This is a genomic window from Prevotella dentalis DSM 3688 (genome assembly GCF_000242335.1).
GTDB classification, from domain to species: Bacteria; Bacteroidota; Bacteroidia; order Bacteroidales; family Bacteroidaceae; genus Prevotella; species Prevotella seregens.
Genome location: NC_019960.1, coordinates 434471 through 457648, shown reverse-complemented (window position 1 = coordinate 457648; position 23178 = coordinate 434471). Strand labels below are relative to the sequence as shown.

Here is a 23178-nt window from a genome sequence, read left to right as displayed (position 1 = left end):
GTTATCGAGCGGTTTTTGTTCCGGTATAGGTTGCTGTTATCGGGAATGGCATGTTGCCTATCTGAAAAGTGTTGGTGATGGTCAACGTACCAGTCTCGCCAAGACTGACGGAAACCTTGCTGCCATCCTTGAAATCGTAATCCTTGTCCATGGTCGTCACCCCTTCGCTGACGGCTTTGAAGTGAACCGTCAACCCGTCCTTGCTGTAGTCGCGCACGAAGCTCTTCGACTCTTCATCGTATGCCAGGTTGGAAACGGTATAGGAACCAAGGGTGAGGTCGCCCATCGCCGTGGCGGTATAGTTCTCTACCGAAGTCGTAACATTGATGGTACCGTCGGCATTGGCTACGATCTTGTAGAGGGCATCGGCAGCCACATACGGCCCGAACATACCGCCAACCATCAGCGAGTTCGTCCCCGTGTAGTCGCCGGAGACCTTCAGTGCGGCCGGAGCCTTGCCGTAGTGCCAAGTGATATTTGTGCCGCCCATCAGGCCGGGAACGGAAATAGCCATCTCCGTCATCTTGCCGCCAATCGTTGCTTCGTACTCTTTCACACCACCGCCATGCTGGTTGGGAACGGAGATTTTGCCGGTTCCGGCGACTGTTCCCTTATCCATTGTGATGTTGAAAAGGCCGTTGCCCCACTGTGCATCGCTGAAGCGCGCAAGGTATTGCTCACCTACCTGCATGACTTTCATCTGGGCAGCGTCTCCATAATACATGTTGGTGAAGAACTTGCTGCTGACTGTCAGGTAACCCGTGAACTCGTGAAGCACCGTCGTGTCGGGAGTAGCCGGCCCAAATTGGATGTTCGTTATTTCATCGGCACTATAAGTAACTGACGACCCGTCTTTCTTATTGATGGTTACAGTCTGCGCCTGCATGCTGGCCGCACACAGTAAAGCTGCAACGACTAAGGTAAAAATCTTCTTCATTTACTTCTTGATAAATTTAAATGTCTTGTTTAATGATTTTACAATGAACACGCCCGACTGGCCGTTGAGAGAAATCTCGACAGAGCCGTTGGCGGTTACAATGGCTGTGCCGACAGTCTGGCCGTTAACTGCATAAACGTCAACACGGCTACCAGGCTGCAAGCCTTCGCCCTTGATAGAGGAGCCAAACCTGAACACAGCATTCCCATTCGCAGCCTGAGTAGTGGCGCCAATTCCTGTCGTCTCGTCGGTAAACTCGAAAGTAAGCACATCACTTAACGGATAATTGACCGTCTCCCGCTCAGTCTTCAGCACGAGGTCGTTTCCAGAAAACGTCACCTCGGGCTTTTCCGAAAGAGCAAAACAGGTCGCTTTTCCGTCCTTGCCACTTACCTTCACATAGCCGGCCGCAAGTGCCGACACGCTGACTGTCATAGCCAGCGACGCAAGTACGATTGTCCGAAAAATCGATTTCATTATTCTATAATTTGTAAAAGCTTTCTATTTGACTGCAAAGTTAACCATTCTATAAATGTAGCACAATACCTATTTTTTATGATTTTGCACTTTCATGAAATAAAAAACCAAAGAGCCGTTCACGGAGAACAGACCCTTTGGCAGCAATTCCCAAAGGCAGACCTACCTTTACTGTCGGCCCAATGGAAAACCCATCATGCCTTAATTTTCCGGTAAAACCATTTCGGGCTTGAGCGTTACGCTAACCTTTTTGTTCTTTACGAGATTGACCTGTCCCTGATATGCCATATCGGACTCGTCATATTTCATGTTGGTTCTGGCATAGTACACTTTCAATTGATAGTTGCCGGGCGTCAGTTTACTCATCTTGAAATTGACGTCAAAGTCGCAAATGCAGTCCGCGAGCACTTCAAGCGGCTTGTGATACACAAGCAGAATCATTTGATTGTCCTGATTGGCGATGTCCACTAAAATGTTTCTTACGGCGCAGTTGGCTTTCACATCTTCCAGCATACACCGGGCAATCCCGTCCTCTTTCAGCTCAATGTCAAGCGTAGCGGGCTTGGAATAATTTGCCGCATAGAAATCACGCTGCGTCTCTGTTGGAGACAAGGAGGTCTTGCAAGTCGAGTTTGCGACATCATAAACTTTTAATCCACTAAGGACTACATTCTCAGAGGAGCATGCCGACAGTCCAACGAGACATACCAGACTATAGAATACCTTTTTCATGATGAGATAGATTTGATATTGTTACTATTAGTATTAAAGAGGAAAAGCACACACGCTGTAGACAACGAACCTGTTGTTTTTTTAATTTCTTTACCAAGAAAATACGCGTACTGCCTAAACCTTGTTTATCTTCGCTTTTATTTCGCCCAAAAGAGAGTAGGTCGCCTTCATGCTTTCCAGTCCATACTTTTGGCTCTTTCCTATGCTTTCTTCCACCATATCAGCAAATGTTTTTATCTCCGAAAAGAAGCCTTGCGAAACAATTTGGTTGTTGGGCACGATCGGAACAAAGCCATTTCTTCCGTATAGATTGACGACAACGGTACGGCTTGGGGCAACTTTCTCCCATGGAATTCCCAACATTGCAGAGCGTCTTGGGGAGAAATCAAGTTTCTCCATTCTGTCCAACATATACTGTCCTTTATCCGTACTGATACTTAACAGCTCTTGCGCATCCTGCCAAGAATAGTCCGTTGACAGTTCCAACATGCCTGTTACGTCCTTGTGTTCCAAGATAAGAAACAAGGTCTGCCCACCATCCCTGCCGATGATTACGTCTGCCATCTTCACCTTTGCCTGGCCAAAGAGAAACACAACATAGTCAAGCGGATGGATAAACAAATCAAACAAGGCATCACCCTCCGGGTACAGTCCTGTCAGATAACGGTAATGATAATGCCGCTTACCCTCACCCCTCAAACGTTTTTGGAGAATCCGGGTAGCAGGAGCAAAGCGTCTTTGCAGTCCTACCACAATATCTTTCGTTCCATACCGCTTGACAGCATCGGTCAGAGACTCCAACTCGCTGCCGTCCCTACAAGGTGGTTTCTCTATGAACAAAGATTTCCCTGACCTAATGACCTCTCCGGCAATGTGAAAATGTGCATGCGGATTGGCGGCGACAAAGACACCGGAGACCGTATCATCACTCAAAATGTCCTGTAGAGAAGACGTTCCCTGAACTCCCCTGTACTTTTGGGAAATCAACCCTGCCTTTTTCTCTGAGGTGCAGCAGATATATTTCAGTGGCAACTGAAGATACTGTATGACCGGCAACAGATTGCTGACGCAATGGCTGCCAAGTCCAACGAGCGCATACTGACGGGTATAGACACAGCCCAACTCCCTCATGCTGCGCATGCGCTTGTATCTACCAATGATGTTGTCCAAATATCCCATGACTGTTCTGACTATGCGGTTATCGTCTTGAAATGCTTCTTATAGGTAACATGCCTGTCCTTTGTCCATTGATATTTCCCATAAAACAGCTCTATCACTCGTTTGGGAAGTATTCTTTCCAAGTTTCTCAACAGGATAATATCATACTTCCGATGGTAGTTTATCCAACATTGGTTGCATTCTCTCGAGTGTCTGCACTGGATTTTACAAGTCGTCCGTGAATTGAAAATTTCGTCAAGCGTGTTCTCATGGACGTTTCCCAGAATCACATCCAAGTTTTGACATATAGGTACATCCCCATTCGAGTGGATGACCAACTCGCTGAAAATACTATGGCACCGAAGTTTCAGCCTGTTATTCTTCCACTCGTCATACAATGCCACGAAGTCATAGTTCTCGTCAGTTTGGTGTATGGAGGGAGGTATCCGGCTGATAAAGTCCGTGTCGCTGGCTTCCATCAGCTCCTTTGTCGTATCAAAAAACGACATTGTACTGTAAATACCGATACGCACGTCAATGTCATACTTCCTCGCAATGCCTATGACGTGTTCCATATCCTCGAACGAATTCCATGGGGAAAGGCAGAACATCAGGGAAACGGGTACGATGTCCTTGCATGCTTCCACCACTTCTATTACCTTGTCATACCCATCCCGTCCCCGCATATAGCGGTAGGTTTCCCTATTGCCGTCAAGCGAAAGGTACAGGTGCTTGGGGTGATGGTTCTTCACAGACGCAATCACTTTGCTTGCAGCAAGGCAATTGGAGAGCAGCGTGTAATTGGGATGATGCGCGTCAAACCATTCCAATATCCTCTCGGCTTCGGGATGAAGGATGAATTCCCCTCCCTCCAAACCGACCATCGTTCGTTTCGTCACACATCTACTATCCATGATTTTGACAATGTCCTCCAGACTTAGATTCTCCTTTGGCTTCTTCCAGATGGAACAATGCTTGCAACGCGACTGACAGCTTGTGGTGGAATAGATCATCAACGAGGTGAGCTCCTTATGCTGTTTACGTACTATATTGTTGACAAATACCATCCCATTGTGGATGTAGTCATAGATGCTGTACATTCTTTCTCCTTGTTATTGTCTTTATAAGAAAGAGAAAAAAACAGCAAAAAGACTGCACAAAATCTATGACTTCTCCCTTATTTTCTCATCATTTATCGTCTTACCACGTGAGCCGCAGCCCGAACGGCACCGTTATGAAGAACGGATGCTCCGTGCGATAAGTCTCAAGACCGCTGCCATTGCCAAAGTAATAGAACATGTTGGGTTCCAGATACAGGCTGAACGGCTTGAATATCTTGTATTGCACACCGGCTCCCAAGTTGACGGACCACTGGCAGCGGGCCTTGATGTCGCCCCTCAACGTGAATGAAGAATCGGCCGTTACCGTGAATTTCTTGTCGAGCGAGCTGTGGACGGGCATTTCAAAGGTCACGCCACCCGTCGTGTATGCGTTGAAACGACCCTTGCCCCATATCTGCCAGGTCAGGCGGAGCGGTATGCCCACGTAGTCTATTTTCTGGGTTTTTACCAGTGCCGCCTTGTTGTATCGGCTCTCAAACTCTGACTTGAGCCTGGTATAGGTCAGGCCTGTGCCGAATGTCCACCTTGGGCCCAACTGCTTGTTGACGGAAAGGCCGAATGTCTTGGGGCGATGATGGTGCGCCACTTCACCCAAGGGACTGTCGTCATCCATAGGGTGGTTCATAAGTATCAAAGACATTCTGGCCCGCTCGACAGAATCCATCAGGGCATTGTTCCTGACAAAATAGCTCTTCAAATCGCCCCAAGTATGCAGTTTGGCAGCTGCGACGCCATTGGCATAGTCCACAAGAGACAGGTAGTCCAGATTCGAGATGGCTCCACTCGCACCGGCATTGGAGGAATAGCCGAAGTTGAATGTCCACGGATATTTCTTTTTGTGACCGGGGCGGAAGACCGTTTCTTCGTTCATCGCCACCATCTTGATTTCGGGAACCCGTGGCAAACAGTGCAGGGAGTCGCCAATGCCGATGCCTGTTGCCAGATATTTCTGCAAGGAATCTGCGCTAAATGGCACGGTCCGCAGTCCAGCTTCCACGCTGTCCTGTTGCACTTGGGGAAGCAGTTTCTCCATGGGGGCAGTTGTTGTTGCCAGCCTCCTGCCGCCATCGCCGCCGATGCCCGAGGGGACAGACTGTTCCGCTTGCCTTGTCTTCCGTGCCGTTTCCGCTCTCTGAACCCTCCCCGTTTTACCCTTACGGGTGTCCACCGCGGTCGGCCCGACATCGACGGTTCCCTCCGTCTTGTCCCTCATGATGAAATAGAGATACACCGGAATCAAGAGCGGCAACAAGAGCAGCATCCAGTAGTTGGCCAGCAGGGCCCGCAGCATTTTCTTCGCCCTGAACAGCTGTGAAGAGGAGCTGTGCGGGTTGATGCCGAGCAGTTCTCCTATTTCTTTATGCGACAAACCGTCCAGCACCGAGAGCTTGAACACCTCGCGGTTTCCCTCCGGCAGCGACTCTATGGCCGAAAGCAGCTGTCCCAGTTCTATGTTCTTTTGCTCCTCGGCTGCATCTTCTTGGATTTCGGCATCCAGACACGATAGCGGAATGGTGTCTTTCCCTATGCTTTGGAGGTACTTCAAAGACATGTTCCTCACGATGGTTATCATCCATCCCTCCAGCTTTGCATTGTCTTTCAGCGTCTTGATGGAGGAGAAGATGATGATAAAAGCGTCGTGCAAAATGTCTTCCGCCGCGCTTTCATCTGCCACATAGTGCAGGCAGACTTTCATAAGTCTGCCTGAATATGCCTTGTACAGATGTTCAAGCGCCTCCCGTTCCCCCTGTTTACATGCGTCTATATCAACGTCCGAATTCATAGATACATCTATCCTTTTTATTAAAAGGAGTAGATTGTACCTGAAAGACTGCATGGAATTTGGCACTTTTTTGGAAGAAACGCTCTTTTTTAACTCCAAATGCCACCGGCCACGACACTGGCTGCCGACCCCGTCAGGAGGGAAACGCACAGCATGAAACGGAATAGGGAATGCTTCTTCATCTGATTTTACACCTTATTATATATATGTCCTCTTCCCAAAGGAAGCACTGCAAAATTAGCAATAAAAGCCGAATCAGCAGCCCCACCCCGCCGTTTTTCTGCACCCCGGTAGGCCTTTCGGCCGGCGGCGAGGCCCATCAGGCCTGGCCGCCGGGCTTCCGTCCGTAGATGAGCCCGATGTGGCAAATCATCCACGGCGCGCGCAGGAAGCGGGGAACGAACCCCTGCCGCTCCACCTGCCCGATGTAATGCAGGTCGGTGTAGCCGTCGGCGCGCAGGCGGTCGAACAGTCGGCGGATGTCGCCATACACCATCTTGCTGTCGAAAAGATCCTGAAAGGCAAAGCTGCCGCCGGGCTTCAGCACGCGCAGTGCCTCCAGCACAAGCTGCTGTTTGTCGGGCTGCGTCTTCACCTCGTGGAACACAAAGTTGCTCACCACGGCATCGAACGCATCGTCGGCAAAGGCCAGCCGGGCCGCGTCGCCACGCTCGAACTGGATGCGGTTGACCACACTCTCGGCGGCGGCATTGCGCTCGCACTGCGCCTTGCCGTAATTCCACATCTTGCCCCAATAATCAATGCCCACAACTTCGGCCTCGGGAAACTGCTTGGCGCAGCGAATGCTCAGCGCGCCCGAGCCGCAGCCCACGTCGAGCAGCGTGCCCCGTCCGTCCCAGTCCAGATGTTCCACCAGATGCGCATGGAACATACCCATCAAGCCTCCACCGTCGAAAGCAAAGGCCCTGCGGCACAACCACATGTACACCAGCATGGCCAACATCAGCACCACGAGCAGAGCTGCCAGTCCCGTCACGACAGGTTGATGGAACGCCCACTCCACCGCAGCCAGCACAACCACCGCTCCCAAGGTGACGATCACCAAGAGTTGCAACACATAATTGGAAACCCAGTTCCCATAATCAGCTTTTCCTTTTTCCATGATTCAGTATATTTACAAGTTTAGTTTTCGTTTCCTATCTCTTCGGCGCACGTCTGCTTTTCCATCATTTCCTTGAAGAATCCGCCCTGTGCAAGCAGTTCGGCCGGCGTGCCCTGCTGGGCCACGGTGCCATTCTGCAGGACGACGATGCGGTCGGCACCGGCCACAGTCCGCATGCGGTGGGCGATGAGGAGCACCGTTTTGTCCTGAATGAGGCGGGCTACAGCCTGTTGCACAAGCACCTCGTTCTCCACATCGAGCGACGATGTGGGCTCGTCGAGCAGAATGATGGGGGCGTCCTTGAGAAAGGCGCGGGCAATGGAGATGCGCTGCCGCTCGCCTCCCGAGAGTTCCGAGCCGTTCTCCCCGATGAGCGTCTGCCAGCCGTTGGGCAGCCGTTCCACCATCTCGTCGCAGTGTGCCATCCTTGCAGCAGCCATCACTTCCTCGTCGGTGGCGTCCCGGCGGCCTATGCGAATGTTCTCCATCACCGTGTTGTTGAACAGCGTCACGTCCTGAAACACGATGGAAAAGAGCGTGAGCAGCCGTTCGGGGTCGGTCTGCGACACATCCATGCCGCCGATGCAAACCCGCCCGTCGGTGCAGTCCCAGAAGCGGGCTGCCAACCGGCTCACCGTGGTCTTGCCGCCTCCCGACGGGCCGATGAGGGCCGTCACCTCGCCTTGGCGTGCGGTGAACGTCACGTCGTGGAGCACGTCTTCACGGCCTTGGGCGCCGGCATCGTAGCCAAACGACACGTGGTCGAAGCGGATGTCGCAGCCCTGATTGGTCAGTTCGTCGCGGCCCTCCTGCACGGGATGCTCCAGTATGCCGTTCATCCGCTCGGTGCGAACACGAAGCATCAGGATGGCCGCAAGGTTGACCAACGCCCCGCCCATGGGGTCGTAGAGCCGCGAAATCACCAGCATGAACATAAAAAACGTGAGCACCGTGACGTTTCCCGCGGCCAGCAAGCCGCCTCCGACGATGGCCGTAGTGGCTATACCGACCTTGAGCACCATCTGCGCCGGGACGACAAACAGGGCCCCGCCCAGCTCGCTCACCTGCGCCCGGCGCTCCACAGCCTTGATTTTCAGGTCCAGTCCCCGCAGGTAGTCGGCCTCGGCATTGCTGGTTTTCAGTTCGCGCAAGGCTTCCAGGCACTCTTGTATGCCGTCGGCCAGCGCCATTTTGGCCCCCATCTGCCGTCGTTCCAGCCGGTCGATGACGTGGGGAGAGAGTGCTACGACCGCCAGACTCACGGGCAACGGCCACAACGAGCCCAACGCCAGCCGCCAGTCGAAGAAGAAAAGTGGCACCGCCACGAGCAGCGTGGAGGCAATGGAGCCGTAGAACTCGGGGATGAAGTGCGACGAGGCTGTCTCGATGGAGGCGCAGTCGCTCATGATGGTACTGGTAAGGTCGCCCAGGTCTTTCTTTCCGAAGAAGCTCAGCGGCAGCCGTCTCAACCGTTCGGCCACGGCAATGCGCCGCACGCCGCTCTCTATATAGGTGGCATAGAACGTTTTCTTGTATTGCCAGGCATAGCTGGCAGCAATGAGCAGCAGACAGCCGGCGGTGCCCGCAGCGTAAAGCCACATCCGCTCCGGCCGGAGCGGCCCTTGCAACAAGTCGGCCACGAGCCAGAACAGCAGCCCCACAGGCATCATCAGCACCCAGTTGCTCAGGGTGCAACTGGCGCACGCCCACATCATGTCCCTGGCTCCCCGGCGGGAGAGGGCGTACTGGTGTTGCAGTTTTTCGACAATCATCTTCTCTGATAGTTTAGGGTTTCGTTGTATTGTTTCCACATGGAGGCATAGAGCCCGCCCTGCGCGAGCAGTTCGGCATGGGTGCCCTGCTCGGCCACGCTGCCGTTGCTGAGCACAAAGATGCGGTCGGCCCTCACCACCGTGGAGAGCCGGTGGGCTATCATGAGCACGGTCTTTCCCCGGCCCAGCACGTCGAAAGCCCGCAGCACGCGCTCCTCGTTGTCGGGGTCGGCAAAGGCTGTGGCCTCGTCGAGAATCAGTATCGGCGTGTTGCGCAGCATGGCACGGGCGATGGCCACGCGCTGCTGCTCGCCCCCGGAAAGGTAGGTTCCGCGGCTGCCTATCACGGTGTCGATGCCCCGCGGCAGGCGGGCCACGATGTCGCCGCACTGTGCGGCCTCGAGCGCCGCCTCCACCTCGGCCCGCGTGGCCGCCGGACGGCCCAGGCGCACGTTCTCGAGAATGGAGGTCTTGAGCAGGCGACTGTCCTGAAAGACAAAGGAGACGGTGTCCATCATCGTGTGTTTGGCTATCTGCTTCACATCCACGCCGCCCACGCTCACCACGCCGCTGTCGGCATCCCAGAACCGGGCCACGAGGCTGGCCAGCGTGGTCTTGCCGCCGCCCGACGGCCCCACGAAGGCCACATGCTCGCCGGCTTTCACCTCCAGCGACACGTGGCTGACGGCGGCCGAGCGGCCCCGGGCCGAGGGATAAGCAAACGACACGTCGGCGAGCACTATGCCATGGTCGCGGGGCTGCCGGGGGCTGGCCGTCTCGGGCAGGGGTTCCATGGCCATCACCTCGCCAATGCGGTGCAGGGCGTCCTCCACCAACATGAGGTCTTCACTCTGAAACATGATACGCGTAAGCATCAGCGTGAGCACCGGGGACACGATGACGTAGTAGACAAGATTGAGCAGAAACGCGTGTGTGGCGGCCTCGGCGGCGGCCCAAAGCACATAGCCCACGAGCACGGCAAACACGCCATTGCTGATCGTTGTGTAGAAAATCATCGGCGTGCGCACCGAGCGCGTGTAGCCGATGACCCAGCAACTGTAGTCGTCGATGGTCTGTTTGAACCGCTTGAACGAGAACACCGTCTGCCCGAACGTCTTCACCACCGGGATGCCGCGCACGTATTCCACGGCCTCGTTCGACATGCGGTCGAGCGCATTCTGGTATTCGGTCATGGTCTGGCGGAGCGTCGGCCCTATCATGAACGCAAAGAGGATGGCAAAGGCCAGTGCCACGGTGGCCATGCAGAGCAGTCCCATGTGCCAGTCGAACCAAAACAGCAGCACCAGCATGCCCGCGGGCGTGGCATAGCTCCCGGCCATATCGGGCAGCCGGTGGGCCAGATAGGTCTCCGTGGCGGCGCTGGCCTCGTTGACCGTCTTGCGCAGCCGTCCGCTGCCCATGCCGTCCATGAAGCCCAGGGGCAGCCGCACGATGTGGCGCAGGAGCCGCCGGCGAATGTTGGTTGCCACACGGAATGCCGCCACGTGCGAGCACATCAGCGCCCCCACATAGACCGCCATCGCCGCCACGGCCCAGCCCACGGCCACCCATCCGTAGTGCGCCACGTGGGCCATGCGGCCGTCAAGCACGTCGTGCAATATCTGCCAGATATAGACCAAGGGCGCCAACCCCATCAGTGCACTCGTTGCCGAGAGCACCCACGAGCCCACCAGGAGCCAGCGCAACGGCCCAGCATAGCCCATTAGGGTGCGCAGGGCCGAGGGTTTCTTCACCTTATTATTATCAGACCTGTTCATGTTTGCGGTTTTTGTTCCTTGCAAAAGTAAGCATTCCGTCCTACTGCCGCAATACCCAATAATGGTGAAACTTTGCGGCGCAGCCGCCCGCCCTGCCCGCAGCACGCCGTGGGCGCGTGGCGATCACGCCGTATTCGCACTGAGATTGCACCGTGGACGCGCGGCGATTACGGCGCAGACGCGTTGCGATTGCACCGTCGTCGCAAGGCCGCCACGGCCCCACTGCAAAGCCCCGGCCGCGCCGCCACAAGGCCGGGGAGGCCCCAGCACACACCCGGGATGGGGCGGGAGAAGTCAAAAAGCCGCGGCAAACCTTTCGCCGTTCACCCAATTTGTTGTACCTTTGCAGCCAAAACAAGGCCGTATGAAAAAATTAATCATAGCACTTTCCCTCCTCTTGCTGGCTCCCATGGCCGTGCAGGCCCAGTCGTCGATGACCGACACGCAGGTGGCCCAGTTCGTGCAGCAGGAAGTGGAACGGGGCACTCCGCAGTCCCAAATCGTGACCAAGCTGATGCAGCGGGGCGTGGACATCACGCAGATTCGCCGCGTGCGCCGCAAATACCAGCAGATGAGCCAGGACGGCGGACTGGGCCGCGCCGACCAAAGCAAGGCCACCGACAACCGTCTGCGCACCAACAACGGCAAGGACAAGGAGGCCGACAAGGCCCGTACCCAGCGCGAGGGGCAGCAGCGCGAGACCACCACCTCGCAGCGCATACAGGGCACAAGCAAGTGGAAAGAGAAGTACGACGAGAACGATGCCGACTTCGTACAGATGCAGGACGAGCTTGCACTCATGACGCCCGAAGACTCGCTGGCCCTGCTGCGCCGCATGCTGAACTGGCAGAAAAAGGAACAGAGAAAGGTGTTCGGCCGCGACATCTTCAACAACAAGGAGCTCACCTTTGAACCGGAAATGAACATTGCCACCCCACAGAACTACCGGCTGGGGCCGGGCGACGCGGTGGTCATCGACGTGTACGGGGCCTCGCAGAAGAGCCTCACGACCACCGTCTCGCCCGACGGCGACATCGTGGTGGAGAATTTCGGGCCCATCGCCGTGAGCGGACTGACGGTGGCACAGGCCAACGCCCGTATCCGCGGCCGCTTGGGAGCGCGCTATCAGAGCAGCCAAATCAAGATTTCGCTGGGCCAGACACGTACCATCTCCATCAATGTGATGGGCGAAGTGAAGAACCCCGGCACCTACACGCTCTCGGCCTTTGCCACCGTGTTCCATGCACTCTACATGGCAGGCGGCACCAACGAGCTGGGCACACTGCGCAATATCAAGATATACCGCCGCAACAGGCTCGTCAGCGTGTGCGACATCTACGACTATATCCTGAACGGCAAGATGACGGGCAACGTGCGGCTTGCCGACAGCGACGTCATCATCGTCGGGCCCTACGACTGCCTGGTCAACCTCACGGGCAAGGTGAAACGCCCCATGTTCTACGAGATGCGCAAGAGCGAGAGCGTGGAAAGCCTGTTGCGCTATGCCGGAGGATTCACCGGCGACGCCTACACCAAGGCCGTGCGCGTGAACCGAAAGACGGGCCGCGAGTATGCCGTCTTCAATGTGGAGGAGTTCGATATGAGCAGTTTCCGCATGGCCGACGGCGACAGCGTGAGCGTGGACTCCATCCTGCCGCGCTACCAGAACACGGTGGAAGTGAAAGGAGCCGTGTTCCGTCCCGGCATGTACCAGATGGGCAACAGCATCAACAGCGTGCGCACACTCATCCAACATGCCGAGGGACTCACCGAGGAGGCCTTTACCAACCGCGCCGTGATGCACCGAATGAAAGCCGACCGCACGCTCGAAGTGGTGAGCGTGGACGTGGAAGGCATCATGAGCGGCCGCGTGGCCGACCTGCCGCTCAGGGAGAACGACGTGCTTTTCATCCCCTCCCGGCAGGAAGCCATGACCGAGCGCACCATCACCATACACGGCGAAGTGCACTATCCGGGCATCTACAAGTATGCCGACAACGAGACGCTGGAGGACTTCGTGCTCCAGGCTGGCGGCCTCAAGGAGACAGCCTCCACGGTCAAGGTAGACGTGAGCCGCCGCGTGGGCAACCCCCGGGCGCTGTCCACCGACAGCATCATCGCCCGCAGTTACAGCTTTGCACTGAAGGACGGCTTCGTGGTAGACGGCCAGCCCGGCTTCACGCTCATGCCCTTTGACGAGGTGTATGTGCGCAAGAGCCCGGCCTATTCCGAACAGAAGAACGTGTCGATCGAGGGCGAAGTGGTCTTTGCCGGCGACTACACGCTCACCCGGCGCAACGCCCGTCTCACCGACCTGCTCAAGGCGGCCGGCGGCATCACCGACCAGGCCTACGTGAAAGGCGCCCGCCTGGAGCGCGTGCCCACCGAATCAGAACGCGTGCGCATGGAGGCGGCTTTCAAGATGCAGCAGGAGCAGTTGCAGCAGCAACTCATGGCACTGGCCGCCAGCAGCAACTCGGGCAACATACAGCAGGTGGCCCAGCAGGCCAACTCGCAGCTGGACAAATACCAGGTTCCCAACACCTACCCCGTGGGCATCGAGCTCGACAAGGCCCTGGCCGACCCCACGAGCGACGCCAACATCGTGCTGCGCGAGGGCGACAAGCTCATCCTGCCACAGTACACGGCCACGGTAAAAATCAACGGAGCCGTGATGTATCCCAACACCATTGCCTACCAAAAGGGCAAGGGCGCGAAGTATTACATCAATGCAGCCGGCGGCTTTTCGCAGAACGCACGCAAGAGCAACGCCTACGTCATCTACATGAACGGCATGGTGGGCAAGCTGAGCCAGGGCGCACACATCCTGCCGGGCTGCGAAATCGTGGTGCCAAGCAAGATTAGCCGCCGCATGAGCATTGCCGAGACCATGAGCCTGGGCTCGGGTATGGCCAGCATCGCAGCCATGATTGCCACCATCGCCAACCTGGCCAAGTAACCATTACGCCCCACTCTCACACGTGACGGCCACGGCTGTCAGCCCGCCTGCACGCACGTAATCTATAGAACAATGAACGAAAAACCCCAAACGGCAGTCATAGACCTGCGGCTCATCATCAGGAGAATCAGGGAGCACGGACGGCTCTTCGCCATCGCGGTGCCCGTGAGCCTGGCCGCCTACTGCCTGCTCATCCTGAGCATGCCACGATACTACACCACCGATACCAAGCTGGCCCCCGAGACCGGCAACGCGACCAACACGGGCTCCATAGGCTCGCTGGCCTCATCGCTGGGCATCGACATGTCGCAAATCAAGAGCACCGACGCCATCACTCCACTGCTCTACCCGGAGCTGATGGAGGACAACCGCTTCGTGGCCGAGCTTTTCAGCATCCCTGTGCGCACCAGCGAGGGACAGCGATACACCTACTTCGACTATCTGGCCAACCGGCAGAAGACTCCCTGGTGGGCCGGGCTGCTGGGCAAGAAAGAGGAGCCTCTGACCATGAACAGGCTCTCGCCCTATGCCCTGGACAAGAAGCAGAGCCGCGTGGCCGAGGCCATTCGTGACAACGTGACGCTGAAAGTGGACTCCAAGGACGGTGTCATCACCATCACGGCAACTGCCCAGGACCCGCTGGTGTGCAAGACACTGGCCGACTCGCTGAGCACCCGACTGAAGGCTTTCATCACCGCCTACCGCACGGACAAGGCCCGCAAGGACGTGGCCTACTATAAAAAGATAACTCAGGAAGCGCAGACCGAATACGAGAAAGCCCGCCGCAGCTATGCCGCCTACTCGGACGCCAATCAGGATTTGGTGCTCCAGGCCGTGCAGTCGAAGATAGAAGACATGGAGAACAACATGCAGCTGAAGTTCAATACCTACTCCAATGCCCGCAACCAATACGAGGCTGCCCGGGCCAAGCTGCAGGAGAAGACGCCTGTGTTCACCCTCCTCAAGGGTGCCTCGGTGCCGGTAAAGCCGGCCGGTCCCAAGCGCATGCTGTTTGTCTTGATTATGGAACTACTCACCTGCACGCTGCTCACGGTGTGGGCCGTGCGGAAAGACGTGCTCAAAATCTTTGTCTGACCCATGCGGCAGAGCGCGCTGACCACACTGGGAATGGCCCTGAAGCGAGTGACCGGCATACGGGATTTCTCCTTGTTGCGCAAGAATTTGCACAAGCGGATGGGCATGCTCGTGTATCATCGCACGTACACGGCCGACGACATAGTGGGCGTGATGTGCGCGCTGGGCATGCGGGCGGGCAGCGTGGTGTGCATCCACGCCTCAATGAAAGAGTTCTACAACTACCGCGGAACAGCCGAAGAACTCATTGCCCGCATACAGCAAACGCTCACCCCCGAGGGCACGCTGCTCATGCCAGCCTACCCTGACCCAGCCCTGCAACACGACGACAGCCGCATCTTCGACCCCGCACACGACAAGACCTTTGCCGGACATCTGGCCGAGACTTTCAGGCAGAGTCCCGGCGTGAAGCGCAGCATCAACGTGCAGCACTCCGTGTGTGCCTGGGGCCGGCACGCCGACTGGCTGCTGCACGACCACAGCCACTGCGCAAACTGCTGGGACGAAGACTCGCCCTGGTACCGCATGACCACGCTCGGCGCACTGGTCTTCACCCTGGGTCTCGACAGCCACTACATCGGCACCTTCGACCACTGCGTGGAGGCCCTGCTCTACAAGGAACACCCTTACTGGGCGCAATTTTTCACCCTCAGGAAGACCTACCGCTACTACAACCCGCAGGGACAGGTGCGGCAGTACAGTTGCGTGGAAGGCGACCTGGAGCGCCGAACGCACGAGATGACGCTCATCCGCCACTTCGGGCCCGCCATCTACCGCAAGACGCGCCTCTCCAATCTGCTCGTCAAGGTGTTTGAGTCGAAGCCCTGCCTGGACAAAATGCTGGAGCTGGGGCGCAAGGGAGTCACCATGTACTACGTGCCCTCGCCTAAAAGATACAAGTTTTGAAGAAGATTGCCCAAAGCATCAAGAACAGTCCGCTGTTGCTCAACACGATGAAAATGTCGGCCAGCAACATCGTCATGTTCCTACTCCCCGTGGTAGTGACACCGATTCTCTCGCGCCTCTACCAGCCGTCCGACTTCGGCGAGTGGGGCGTGTTCTCATCGTTTGTCGCAATACTGACCATCGCCATCTTCGCCGGATATGAGAATACCATCGTCAAGGCTTCGGAAGAGGAGGTGCCCTACGTGTCGGCCCTCTGCCTTACACTGGGCGTGCTGGTCTCCGCCGCCACACTTCTTGTCTTTGGCTGGGGCCGCAACCGGGGCATGGCTTTCTTCGACCACTTCCCGTCGGTGGGGCTCCTGCTGGCCTATCTGCTGGCGTATGCCGCCCACACGGTGGCGAGCAACCTGTGCAACCGCTACGGACAGTACACCCATCTGGCCTTGGAAAGCGTGGTGCTGGGAGGGTCGCAGGCTGCTTTCCGGGTGCTCTTCGGGCTGGTGGCAGTCTCCGCTTTCAACGGACTGATACTCGGCACCACCCTTGCCCAGCTGGCCACATTCCTATTTCTGCTCGTCTGCCTGGTGCGCACGGGCAAGCTGCGCAGCCTCTGGGCTTTCAACATCAGGCGCATCGGGGCCATCGTGTCGCGCTACCGCAACTTCGCTCTCTACGACGCCCCCTCCAGTCTGCTGTGCTACGCGGGCTTCAGCGTGCCCCTGCTGGTGCTGGTGGGCTACTTTGACAAGTCGACGATAGGCTGCTACTCCATCATCCTGCAACTGTTACTGCTGCCCATGACGCTCGTCGGATCGGCCATCGGCCGCGTGTATTACGAGCAGCTCTGCACCAACCGCGGACAGCTGGAACACCGGCTGCGGTGCACCCGGCATGTGGGCAAGGTGGTGGCACTCATCGCTTTCGTGCCGATGCTGGTGCTTGCCTGCGGCGGCGACAAGCTCGTGGTGGTGTTCCTCGGAAGCAAGTGGGCCACGGCGGGCAACATTGCCTTGTGCCTGGCTTTCTGGTCTTTCCCCACCATTCTCACGCAACCCCTCATCCCCTTGTTCCGCTTCCTCAACAAGCAGCGCGTGCTCTTCGGCTACAATCTGGCCTATTCGCTGGTGGCTATCGGGAGCATCATTTTGGGTTGCGAGCTAAGCCACAACCTCTATCACATCCTTACGGTGTATGCCGTGGCCTGTTCCTTGGTGAACCTGGCCATGTATTTCCACATCCTGCACCTAAGTGGAACAGGCGTGGCGCCTTTCCGCCGGTACATGCCGCTGTGGGTCGTCTCGGTCGCCATACTGGCTATAAGAATCGCGTTGCTATGAAGAAGCTGCTGGCCTACATATTCGATGCCGGCAGCATGACCTCACGCATGGTCTGCGCCCTGACATACATTCTGGTGTATGACTATGCCTTTAAGGACTTCGTCTACAAGCTATTCAGCTACATGGACATCGACTACATCGACATGAGCGCGGGCCGCTTCATGGCATGGGCCGTGCTGTCGGTGGTGCCGATGCTGTTCTATCGGGGCATACGCAACGTGTCGGCGTTCTTCACCATCTTCCTCTACGTCCTCGTTTACATCCCGTTTGTGCATGCCTTGTTCACCATGTGGAACCTCGACGGCTTCAGCATGGCCAGCTACGGCATCGTGCTCTGTGTGCTCTTCGTTCTCTACTTCAGCATCGGCGAGGAGAACACCATCCTCAAAGACCTCGTCATCCGGCCGCAGATACCATTCAAGTGGGTGGAGCTGGCTACGCTGGTTCTCACGGTCGTGCTGGTTGCCACGAGCATCGGATCGATGCACTTCGTCAACATCTTTACCCAGTCGGACCTGATGTATCAGCTGCGCGAGGAGAACTCCGAGGGAGGAACGGGCATCGGGGCCTACATCAAGGGCTGGCTGTTCGGCGGTTTCTACCCGTTCCTGCTGGTGAACTATCTGGGGCAGAAGCGGTGGGCAGCCACGGCGATTATCATTGGAGCCTACTTCGTGCTGTTCATGATCGACATGCAAAAACTCACGTTCTTCATGCCTTTCGTGCTGATTCTGCTCTACTTCCTCATCAAGCGAGAGCGCGAAGCCATCACCAACAGGCTGCATGCTTTCGTCATGTACTTCTTCACGGCCGCCAGCATCCTTGTCGTGACTCTCAAGAACGAGGTGCTTCAGCTGGCCATCGGCTTCATCGTCATCCTGCGCACGTCGGCCGTGGCGGGGTGGCTCTCGCAGTATTACCTGCGCTTCTTCTGCATCAACGACAACCCTTTCACCTACTATTCCCACATCAATGTGGTGAATATCGTGACTCAAAGTTACCCCTACTCGCAGCCGCTCGGCAAGGTTGTGGCCTACGGCTTGCAGAATGCCAACGCCAACTTCTTCCTCACCGATGGGCTGGCGGCAGCCGGATTCTGGGGTGTGCTGGGTATAGGTCTCGTATTCTACCTGCTGCTGCATCTGGTCAATTCTATCTCGTATCGGTATCGGATGTCCGACCTGCTCATTATCTTCCTGCCGTCGCTGTCGTACATTCTCAACACCTCACTCTTTACAACGCTCCTGTCCAACGGGCTGCTCATCCTGTTCCTGCTCATTGCCGGAACCGACTGCCCCATGGACATATACAACAATAGGAAAGCAGACGATGAACAAAAAGTAGACCATGGATAAAAAGATACACATTACTTTTTTCTATTTGATTTGCTTGCAAACCTGCGTGCTACTTGCAGGTTGCGAAAAAGATTTGGACATCCCACACCATCATGGCCCCCAATCTGCAGAGCCCTATTGGTGTTACTATGCACCAGAAAAAGAAATATTGCCCAATGGGCAGACGGTAGCCACTATCTTCATTGGGGGAATCCAAAACGGAACAGACCAGAAAAGTGCCGTCATGACTTTTGGGAATAAAATCGGGACTCCGAATCTCAACTTCGATTTAGGAAACATTTACGTAGTTCCCAAGTCAGATTCGACCCTCCGTCCAAATAACAACAGCCAATATTGGATATTTGGACATCAGACCGACAATATACTGCCCATACGGTTCAAAGTAAAGAACCATGCAGACGGAGACTTTTTGGATGACGGCCAGAGCTTCTTTACTGGAGGCTTTCACGGCTATAAGAACATGACTTCCATTGATGCCACTCCAACATTATACGAGAAAGAGAAGGTTGTAATCGTAGATGGAGATACCATGAAAATGGGAGAAATCAGAAAAGGGAACCATGTCCAAATCATAGTAAGAAACCTGCTTCAAGCCAGCAATACTCAGAAAAAGGACGGCCAGGGACGCTATGCCATGGAGCAAGATATATACATGGATTTTTGCAGAGACACCGCTTTTGTCCGCGTTGACTTTACGCCTCTGGAAGATATACTTGCCTATCAGATTGATGGCTTGGGGTTTTACAATGATTTGGATAGCATACAATTCATAGGTTCCCGCACCAAAATGGGTACCTACAAGAACTATATTGTCAACAGAGCAGACAAGTCTGTAAAAGCCATCCGGCAATTTGACAGCGAATACAAGCTGGACGCCTTTATCGATCCTCATTATGGAATAGGAGATTTAAAGTATAATTCGGAGAGTTACAATGCACAAACCACAGAGGTTCAGAAATCCTATTTTCATTTGTTAGCCTCTCCCAATGATACGCCCTGGACATTTACAAAAGGCGAAACCATTTCTTTTAGAGGAGGATATGTCTTCTCTTTCAAGGGAATCCCAGGCTGTCGGCCATGAAAAAGGAGCATCATGACTATATAAAATAACCAACGATGAAGAATCCCCATAGTCTCTGCATCATCACGAACATGGCTCCCCACTACCGGGAACCTATCTTCCGGCTGATAGATCAGCACTTCAACTGTGCGTTCTATCCCGGTGACAAGATCGAGACGCCCATCAAGGCCCTCGACTGCAGCAGTCTGAAAGGCTATCGCAAAACCCTGCACAATGTTTTTCTGGGCCACTTCTACTGGCAGCGGGGCTCGGTGCGGCTGGTCTTTGCACCCTATCAATACTATGTGCTCGACGGCGAGCCTTTCTGCCTCTCTTCGTGGTTCATCCTTATTCTTGCACGCCTCCTGGGCAAGACCACGGTCTCCTGGTCGCATGGCTGGTATGGCCGCGAGCGGGGAGTCAAGCGGCTGGTGAAGCGTATTTTCTTCTCCATGTTCTCCAAACTGATGATTTACAACGAGTATTCCATCTGTCTCATGGAGCAAGAGGGGTTCGACCGGTCGCGCCTCTACTGCATTGCCAACTCGCTGGACTCCGACCGAGAGCAAGCCATCAGGCAGACGCTGAAGCCCACCGACATCTATACTGCCCACTTCGGCAACGCCCATCCCACCGTCATCTACTGCGGACGCATACAGCAGCGCAAGAAACTGCCCCTGCTGCTCGATGCCATCGCCCTGCTGAAACAGCAGGGCCGGCTGGTCAATCTTGTTGTCGTGGGCAAGGATTCCGAGCAGGTGGGGCTGGAGCAGGAGGCCCGGCAGCGAGGCATCGACGGGCAACTATGGATGTACGGCCCCTGTTACGACGACAGCCGGCTGGGCGAGCTGTTCTACAATGCCGCCGTCTGTGTGTCGCCGGGCAACGTGGGACTAACGGCCATCCATGCACTGACCTTCGGATGTCCGGTCATCACCCACGATAACTTTCCATACCAAATGCCCGAGTTCGAAGCCATACAACCAGGCATCACTGGAGACTTTTTCAAGCAGGACAGTATTACGGATTTAAAAGAAAAAATAGAGAAATGGATCTTGACAGACGGCAAAAAAAGGGACGAAACAAGACAAGCCGCATACCAAGAGATTGATAGAAAATGGAACTTACATTATCAATTAGATACCATTAAAAGCATCATTTACGAAAGATGATACAATCTTTTTTTCATCAAGGCGTTCTTATTAAATAGGTATAACAATAACAAACATGGATATAGCTTTTAACAAACCAGCCCGTTTCCAGTCTGACATAGAATACATCTCAGAAGTTCTTAACCAAAGACACCTCTGTGGGAACGGCACTTTCACCAAGCAATGCAACACTTTCTTCACTGGGAAATACGGTTTCAAGAAAGTACTATTGACCACATCATGCACTGACGCCCTCGAAATGGCAGCCATCCTGACAGGAGTTGGTCCCGGCGACGAGGTAATCTTACCCTCCTATACGTTCGTTTCAACAGCCATTGCCTTTCTGAGGCAAGGTGCCAAGCTCGTTTTTGCAGACAGCGGTTCCAAGCACCCCAACATCACTCCAGAGGAAATCCGAAAGTACATCACCCCCAAGACAAAGGTTATAGTCCCCGTGCATTATTCCGGTGTCTCCTGCGATATGGATGCCATCATGGATTTGGCACATCAGCATGGCATCGCCGTGGTAGAGGATGCAGCCCAGTCTCTGGATGCTTATTATAAAGGAAAGCCATTGGGAAGTATCGGCGACCTGGGATGTTTTTCGTTTCACGACACCAAGAATGTCACATCGGGAGAGGGCGGCATGCTGACCGTCAACAACGAAGCATTCATACGGAGAGCAGAAATCATTTGGGAGAAAGGGACAAACCGTTCCGAATTTTTCCGCGGCGAGGTGAACAAATATGGATGGATTGACACAGGATCATCGTTCCTAATGGCAGACCTTAATGCAGCATTGCTCTATTCTCAACTGCAACATCTTGAGGAGATTCAGGCACGCCGCATCCAAATATGGAATAAATACATGGAGGCCCTTACACCTTTCAACACAGAAGTGCAGCTTCCATACATTCCCGACTATGCTACCAACAATGCCCACATCTTCTATATGACATTCAAGTCTCTGGAAGAAAGAACTGCCTTTGTAAGCCACATGAGACAACACGGCATCGCTACACCTTTCCATTACCTGAGTCTCCATCAATCCCCTTACGCAGTCGCACATGGATTGAACCAAGAGATTCTGCCCCATGCAGACCGTTATACCGACTGCCTAATCAGGCTTCCGCTGTTCTATGACATGACCGACGATGAGGTTGCATATGTCATTGATACCACAACCCACTATTTTAGTGGCAGGTAAGCACATGAAGGTTTTGATTATCAACACTTGTGGAACCTATACGTCTACAGGAAACATAACAACAGCACTCTACAAACGCCTTATCTCACTGGGGCACGAGGTAGAGGTATGCTATGGGTACAAAGACGGATATGACAAAAACTTCCATAAGGTTTGTTCCCGCATGGAGTATTATATCTCTGTGCTGGTCTGCCGATTATTCGGCATACTGGGGTTCAACCCTCTCTCTACACGGAAGGTCAAGCGAATCATCGACCGCATGCAGCCAGATGTCATACAGTTGTACAACCTTCATGGCTATTATATTGACGACATTGCATTGCTCAAATATATCAAAACTAAAGGCATTAGGACAGTATATAGCATGCTGGACGAATATCCGTATATGGGCAAATGCGCCTATCCCGGCCCATGCACGAAGTTCCAGTCGGGATGCCGCAAGTGTCCCGCCATCAGTCTTTATCCCCGCTCTCTTTTCTTTGACACAGCCCACCGCTACTTCAAGAAAAAAGCAGAAGCCTACGCACAATTCGAGCACATTACATTCACCGGGCCCCAATGGGTCATAGAGCGTGCCCGGCTCTCTCCGCTGCTTCATGGCAAACATCTGTTTATGCTCAATGAACCCATCGACACTGACATATTTCATTCTCGACAGACAGTACCTCATTCTCTTTCCAAGGAACAGCTTCAGGGTAAGATCATCATACTCACTGTTGCCGTGTTGAGCAATCCAAGAAAAGGAGGAAGAGACTTTATCAGGCTGGCTGAACGGTTTGTCGACAAGCCTCAATTCCTCTTTATCTACGTCGGGTACGACCTGTCCCTTGCCCACTCCGATAACCTCATCGCCATCCCCTACGTCTATTCGCAGGAGGAACTGGCTGAATACATGTCTTTAGCAGACTTGTTTGTTTGTAACAGTAAAGAAGACACCATGCCAAACGTCTGCCTACAAGCCATGCTGTGCGGTTCTCCCATCTTGTGCTACAACACTTCGGGAATGCCCTACCTTGCTCCCTCGCCGATAGGAAAATATGTGAATGACATGGACGACATGGCCCACGAAATTGAACAATGCCAGAAAAAGGATAATCAGATAAGCCAGAACTGCGTGTCTTTTGCCAAAGAGCAATATGGGCACAACGATGTTTTCGACAGACTGTTAAGCCTCTACTAAAGGTGATTAGGTCAATACGGACTGAGTATAGGTTCGAGCACAGGTTC

Annotated in this window: 18 protein-coding genes; 9 read left to right on the top strand and 9 right to left on the bottom strand. The window is 54.7% G+C overall.

Annotated features, from left to right (window positions below):
- Nucleotide 1 precedes the first annotated feature (1 nt).
- The 9 genes from PREDE_RS01850 to PREDE_RS01810 form a co-directional block, all read right to left on the bottom strand.
- Nucleotides 2-937: a calycin-like domain-containing protein gene (locus tag PREDE_RS01850; RefSeq protein ID WP_005843873.1), complete on the bottom strand. Its 936-nt coding sequence runs from the start codon at nt 935-937 to the stop codon at nt 2-4.
- Nucleotides 938-1414, bottom strand: coding sequence for a hypothetical protein (locus PREDE_RS01845; RefSeq protein WP_005843875.1), 477 nt, complete (start codon nt 1412-1414; stop codon nt 938-940).
- A gap of 201 nt (nt 1415-1615) precedes the next feature.
- Complete coding sequence (locus tag PREDE_RS01840) at nt 1616-2146, bottom strand: hypothetical protein (protein WP_005843877.1); 531 nt, start codon at nt 2144-2146, stop codon at nt 1616-1618.
- Between the two features lie 114 nt (nt 2147-2260).
- A complete protein-coding gene (locus tag PREDE_RS01835) occupies nt 2261-3325 on the bottom strand; it encodes a Gfo/Idh/MocA family protein (protein ID WP_005843879.1) in 1065 nt (354 codons plus the stop codon).
- 11 nt (nt 3326-3336) lie between these two features.
- The gene (locus PREDE_RS01830; RefSeq protein WP_005843881.1) at nt 3337-4404 is read right to left on the bottom strand and encodes a radical SAM protein; all 1068 of its coding nucleotides are present in this window, start codon (nt 4402-4404) and stop codon (nt 3337-3339) included.
- Nucleotides 4405-4504: 100 nt separating this feature from the next.
- On the bottom strand, nt 4505-6208 hold the full coding sequence (locus PREDE_RS01825) for a sigma-70 family RNA polymerase sigma factor (protein WP_015298377.1): 1704 nt from the start codon (nt 6206-6208) through the stop codon (nt 4505-4507).
- Nucleotides 6209-6527: 319 nt separating this feature from the next.
- Nucleotides 6528-7331, bottom strand: coding sequence for a class I SAM-dependent methyltransferase (locus tag PREDE_RS01820; protein ID WP_005843887.1), 804 nt, complete (start codon nt 7329-7331; stop codon nt 6528-6530).
- Between the two features lie 20 nt (nt 7332-7351).
- Complete coding sequence (locus tag PREDE_RS01815; protein WP_005843889.1) at nt 7352-9103, bottom strand: ABC transporter ATP-binding protein; 1752 nt, start codon at nt 9101-9103, stop codon at nt 7352-7354.
- Entirely contained in the window at nt 9100-10881 is a 1782-nt protein-coding gene (locus PREDE_RS01810; RefSeq protein ID WP_005843891.1) for an ABC transporter ATP-binding protein, read from the bottom strand. The genes PREDE_RS01815 and PREDE_RS01810 overlap by 4 nt, the downstream gene beginning before the upstream one ends.
- A gap of 364 nt (nt 10882-11245) precedes the next feature.
- On the opposite strand from PREDE_RS01810, the gene PREDE_RS01805 reads away from it, so the two are divergent.
- From PREDE_RS01805 to PREDE_RS01765, 9 genes are all read left to right on the top strand, one after another.
- On the top strand, nt 11246-13840 hold the full coding sequence (locus tag PREDE_RS01805) for an SLBB domain-containing protein (protein ID WP_005843893.1): 2595 nt from the start codon (nt 11246-11248) through the stop codon (nt 13838-13840).
- 72 nt (nt 13841-13912) lie between these two features.
- The gene (locus PREDE_RS01800; protein ID WP_005843895.1) at nt 13913-14935 is read left to right on the top strand and encodes a GumC domain-containing protein; all 1023 of its coding nucleotides are present in this window, start codon (nt 13913-13915) and stop codon (nt 14933-14935) included.
- A 3-nt stretch (nt 14936-14938) separates the two neighbouring features.
- On the top strand, nt 14939-15841 hold the full coding sequence (locus PREDE_RS01795) for an AAC(3) family N-acetyltransferase (RefSeq protein ID WP_005843897.1): 903 nt from the start codon (nt 14939-14941) through the stop codon (nt 15839-15841).
- On the top strand, nt 15838-17178 hold the full coding sequence (locus PREDE_RS01790; RefSeq protein WP_005843899.1) for an oligosaccharide flippase family protein: 1341 nt from the start codon (nt 15838-15840) through the stop codon (nt 17176-17178). The genes PREDE_RS01795 and PREDE_RS01790 overlap by 4 nt, the downstream gene beginning before the upstream one ends.
- Nucleotides 17175-18533 carry a hypothetical protein gene (locus tag PREDE_RS01785; RefSeq protein ID WP_005843901.1) on the top strand — a complete coding sequence of 453 codons (1359 nt, stop codon included), beginning with the start codon at nt 17175-17177 and terminating at the stop codon, nt 18531-18533. The genes PREDE_RS01790 and PREDE_RS01785 overlap by 4 nt, the downstream gene beginning before the upstream one ends.
- Nucleotides 18526-19614, top strand: a complete 1089-nt coding sequence (locus PREDE_RS01780; RefSeq protein ID WP_005843903.1) for a hypothetical protein — start codon at nt 18526-18528, stop codon at nt 19612-19614. Before PREDE_RS01785 ends, PREDE_RS01780 begins: the two co-directional genes overlap by 8 nt.
- Before the next feature lie 35 nt (nt 19615-19649).
- The gene (locus PREDE_RS01775) at nt 19650-20765 is read left to right on the top strand and encodes a glycosyltransferase (protein WP_005843905.1); all 1116 of its coding nucleotides are present in this window, start codon (nt 19650-19652) and stop codon (nt 20763-20765) included.
- A gap of 55 nt (nt 20766-20820) precedes the next feature.
- Entirely contained in the window at nt 20821-21951 is a 1131-nt protein-coding gene (gene rffA, locus PREDE_RS01770) for a dTDP-4-amino-4,6-dideoxygalactose transaminase (protein WP_005843907.1), read from the top strand.
- 4 nt (nt 21952-21955) lie between these two features.
- Nucleotides 21956-23131: a glycosyltransferase gene (locus PREDE_RS01765; protein ID WP_005843909.1), complete on the top strand. Its 1176-nt coding sequence runs from the start codon at nt 21956-21958 to the stop codon at nt 23129-23131.
- Nucleotides 23132-23178: the final 47 nt, after the last annotated feature.

What these genes read in the sequence shown, in the direction of transcription:
- PREDE_RS01850 (WP_005843873.1), bottom strand. Translation starts at nt 937, where the DNA reads ATGAAGAAGATTTTTACCTTAGTCGTTGCAGCTTTACTGTGTGCGGCC.
- PREDE_RS01845 (WP_005843875.1), bottom strand. Translation starts at nt 1,414, where the DNA reads ATGAAATCGATTTTTCGGACAATCGTACTTGCGTCGCTGGCTATGACA.
- PREDE_RS01840 (WP_005843877.1), bottom strand. Translation starts at nt 2,146, where the DNA reads ATGAAAAAGGTATTCTATAGTCTGGTATGTCTCGTTGGACTGTCGGCA.
- PREDE_RS01835 (WP_005843879.1), bottom strand. Translation starts at nt 3,325, where the DNA reads ATGGGATATTTGGACAACATCATTGGTAGATACAAGCGCATGCGCAGC.
- PREDE_RS01830 (WP_005843881.1), bottom strand. Translation starts at nt 4,404, where the DNA reads ATGTACAGCATCTATGACTACATCCACAATGGGATGGTATTTGTCAAC.
- PREDE_RS01825 (WP_015298377.1), bottom strand. Translation starts at nt 6,208, where the DNA reads ATGAATTCGGACGTTGATATAGACGCATGTAAACAGGGGGAACGGGAG.
- PREDE_RS01820 (WP_005843887.1), bottom strand. Translation starts at nt 7,331, where the DNA reads ATGGAAAAAGGAAAAGCTGATTATGGGAACTGGGTTTCCAATTATGTG.
- PREDE_RS01815 (WP_005843889.1), bottom strand. Translation starts at nt 9,103, where the DNA reads ATGATTGTCGAAAAACTGCAACACCAGTACGCCCTCTCCCGCCGGGGA.
- PREDE_RS01810 (WP_005843891.1), bottom strand. Translation starts at nt 10,881, where the DNA reads ATGAACAGGTCTGATAATAATAAGGTGAAGAAACCCTCGGCCCTGCGC.
- PREDE_RS01805 (WP_005843893.1), top strand. Translation starts at nt 11,246, where the DNA reads ATGAAAAAATTAATCATAGCACTTTCCCTCCTCTTGCTGGCTCCCATG.
- PREDE_RS01800 (WP_005843895.1), top strand. Translation starts at nt 13,913, where the DNA reads ATGAACGAAAAACCCCAAACGGCAGTCATAGACCTGCGGCTCATCATC.
- PREDE_RS01795 (WP_005843897.1), top strand. Translation starts at nt 14,939, where the DNA reads ATGCGGCAGAGCGCGCTGACCACACTGGGAATGGCCCTGAAGCGAGTG.
- PREDE_RS01785 (WP_005843901.1), top strand. Translation starts at nt 17,175, where the DNA reads ATGAAGAAGCTGCTGGCCTACATATTCGATGCCGGCAGCATGACCTCA.
- PREDE_RS01780 (WP_005843903.1), top strand. Translation starts at nt 18,526, where the DNA reads ATGGATAAAAAGATACACATTACTTTTTTCTATTTGATTTGCTTGCAA.
- PREDE_RS01775 (WP_005843905.1), top strand. Translation starts at nt 19,650, where the DNA reads ATGAAGAATCCCCATAGTCTCTGCATCATCACGAACATGGCTCCCCAC.
- rffA (WP_005843907.1), top strand. Translation starts at nt 20,821, where the DNA reads ATGGATATAGCTTTTAACAAACCAGCCCGTTTCCAGTCTGACATAGAA.
- PREDE_RS01765 (WP_005843909.1), top strand. Translation starts at nt 21,956, where the DNA reads ATGAAGGTTTTGATTATCAACACTTGTGGAACCTATACGTCTACAGGA.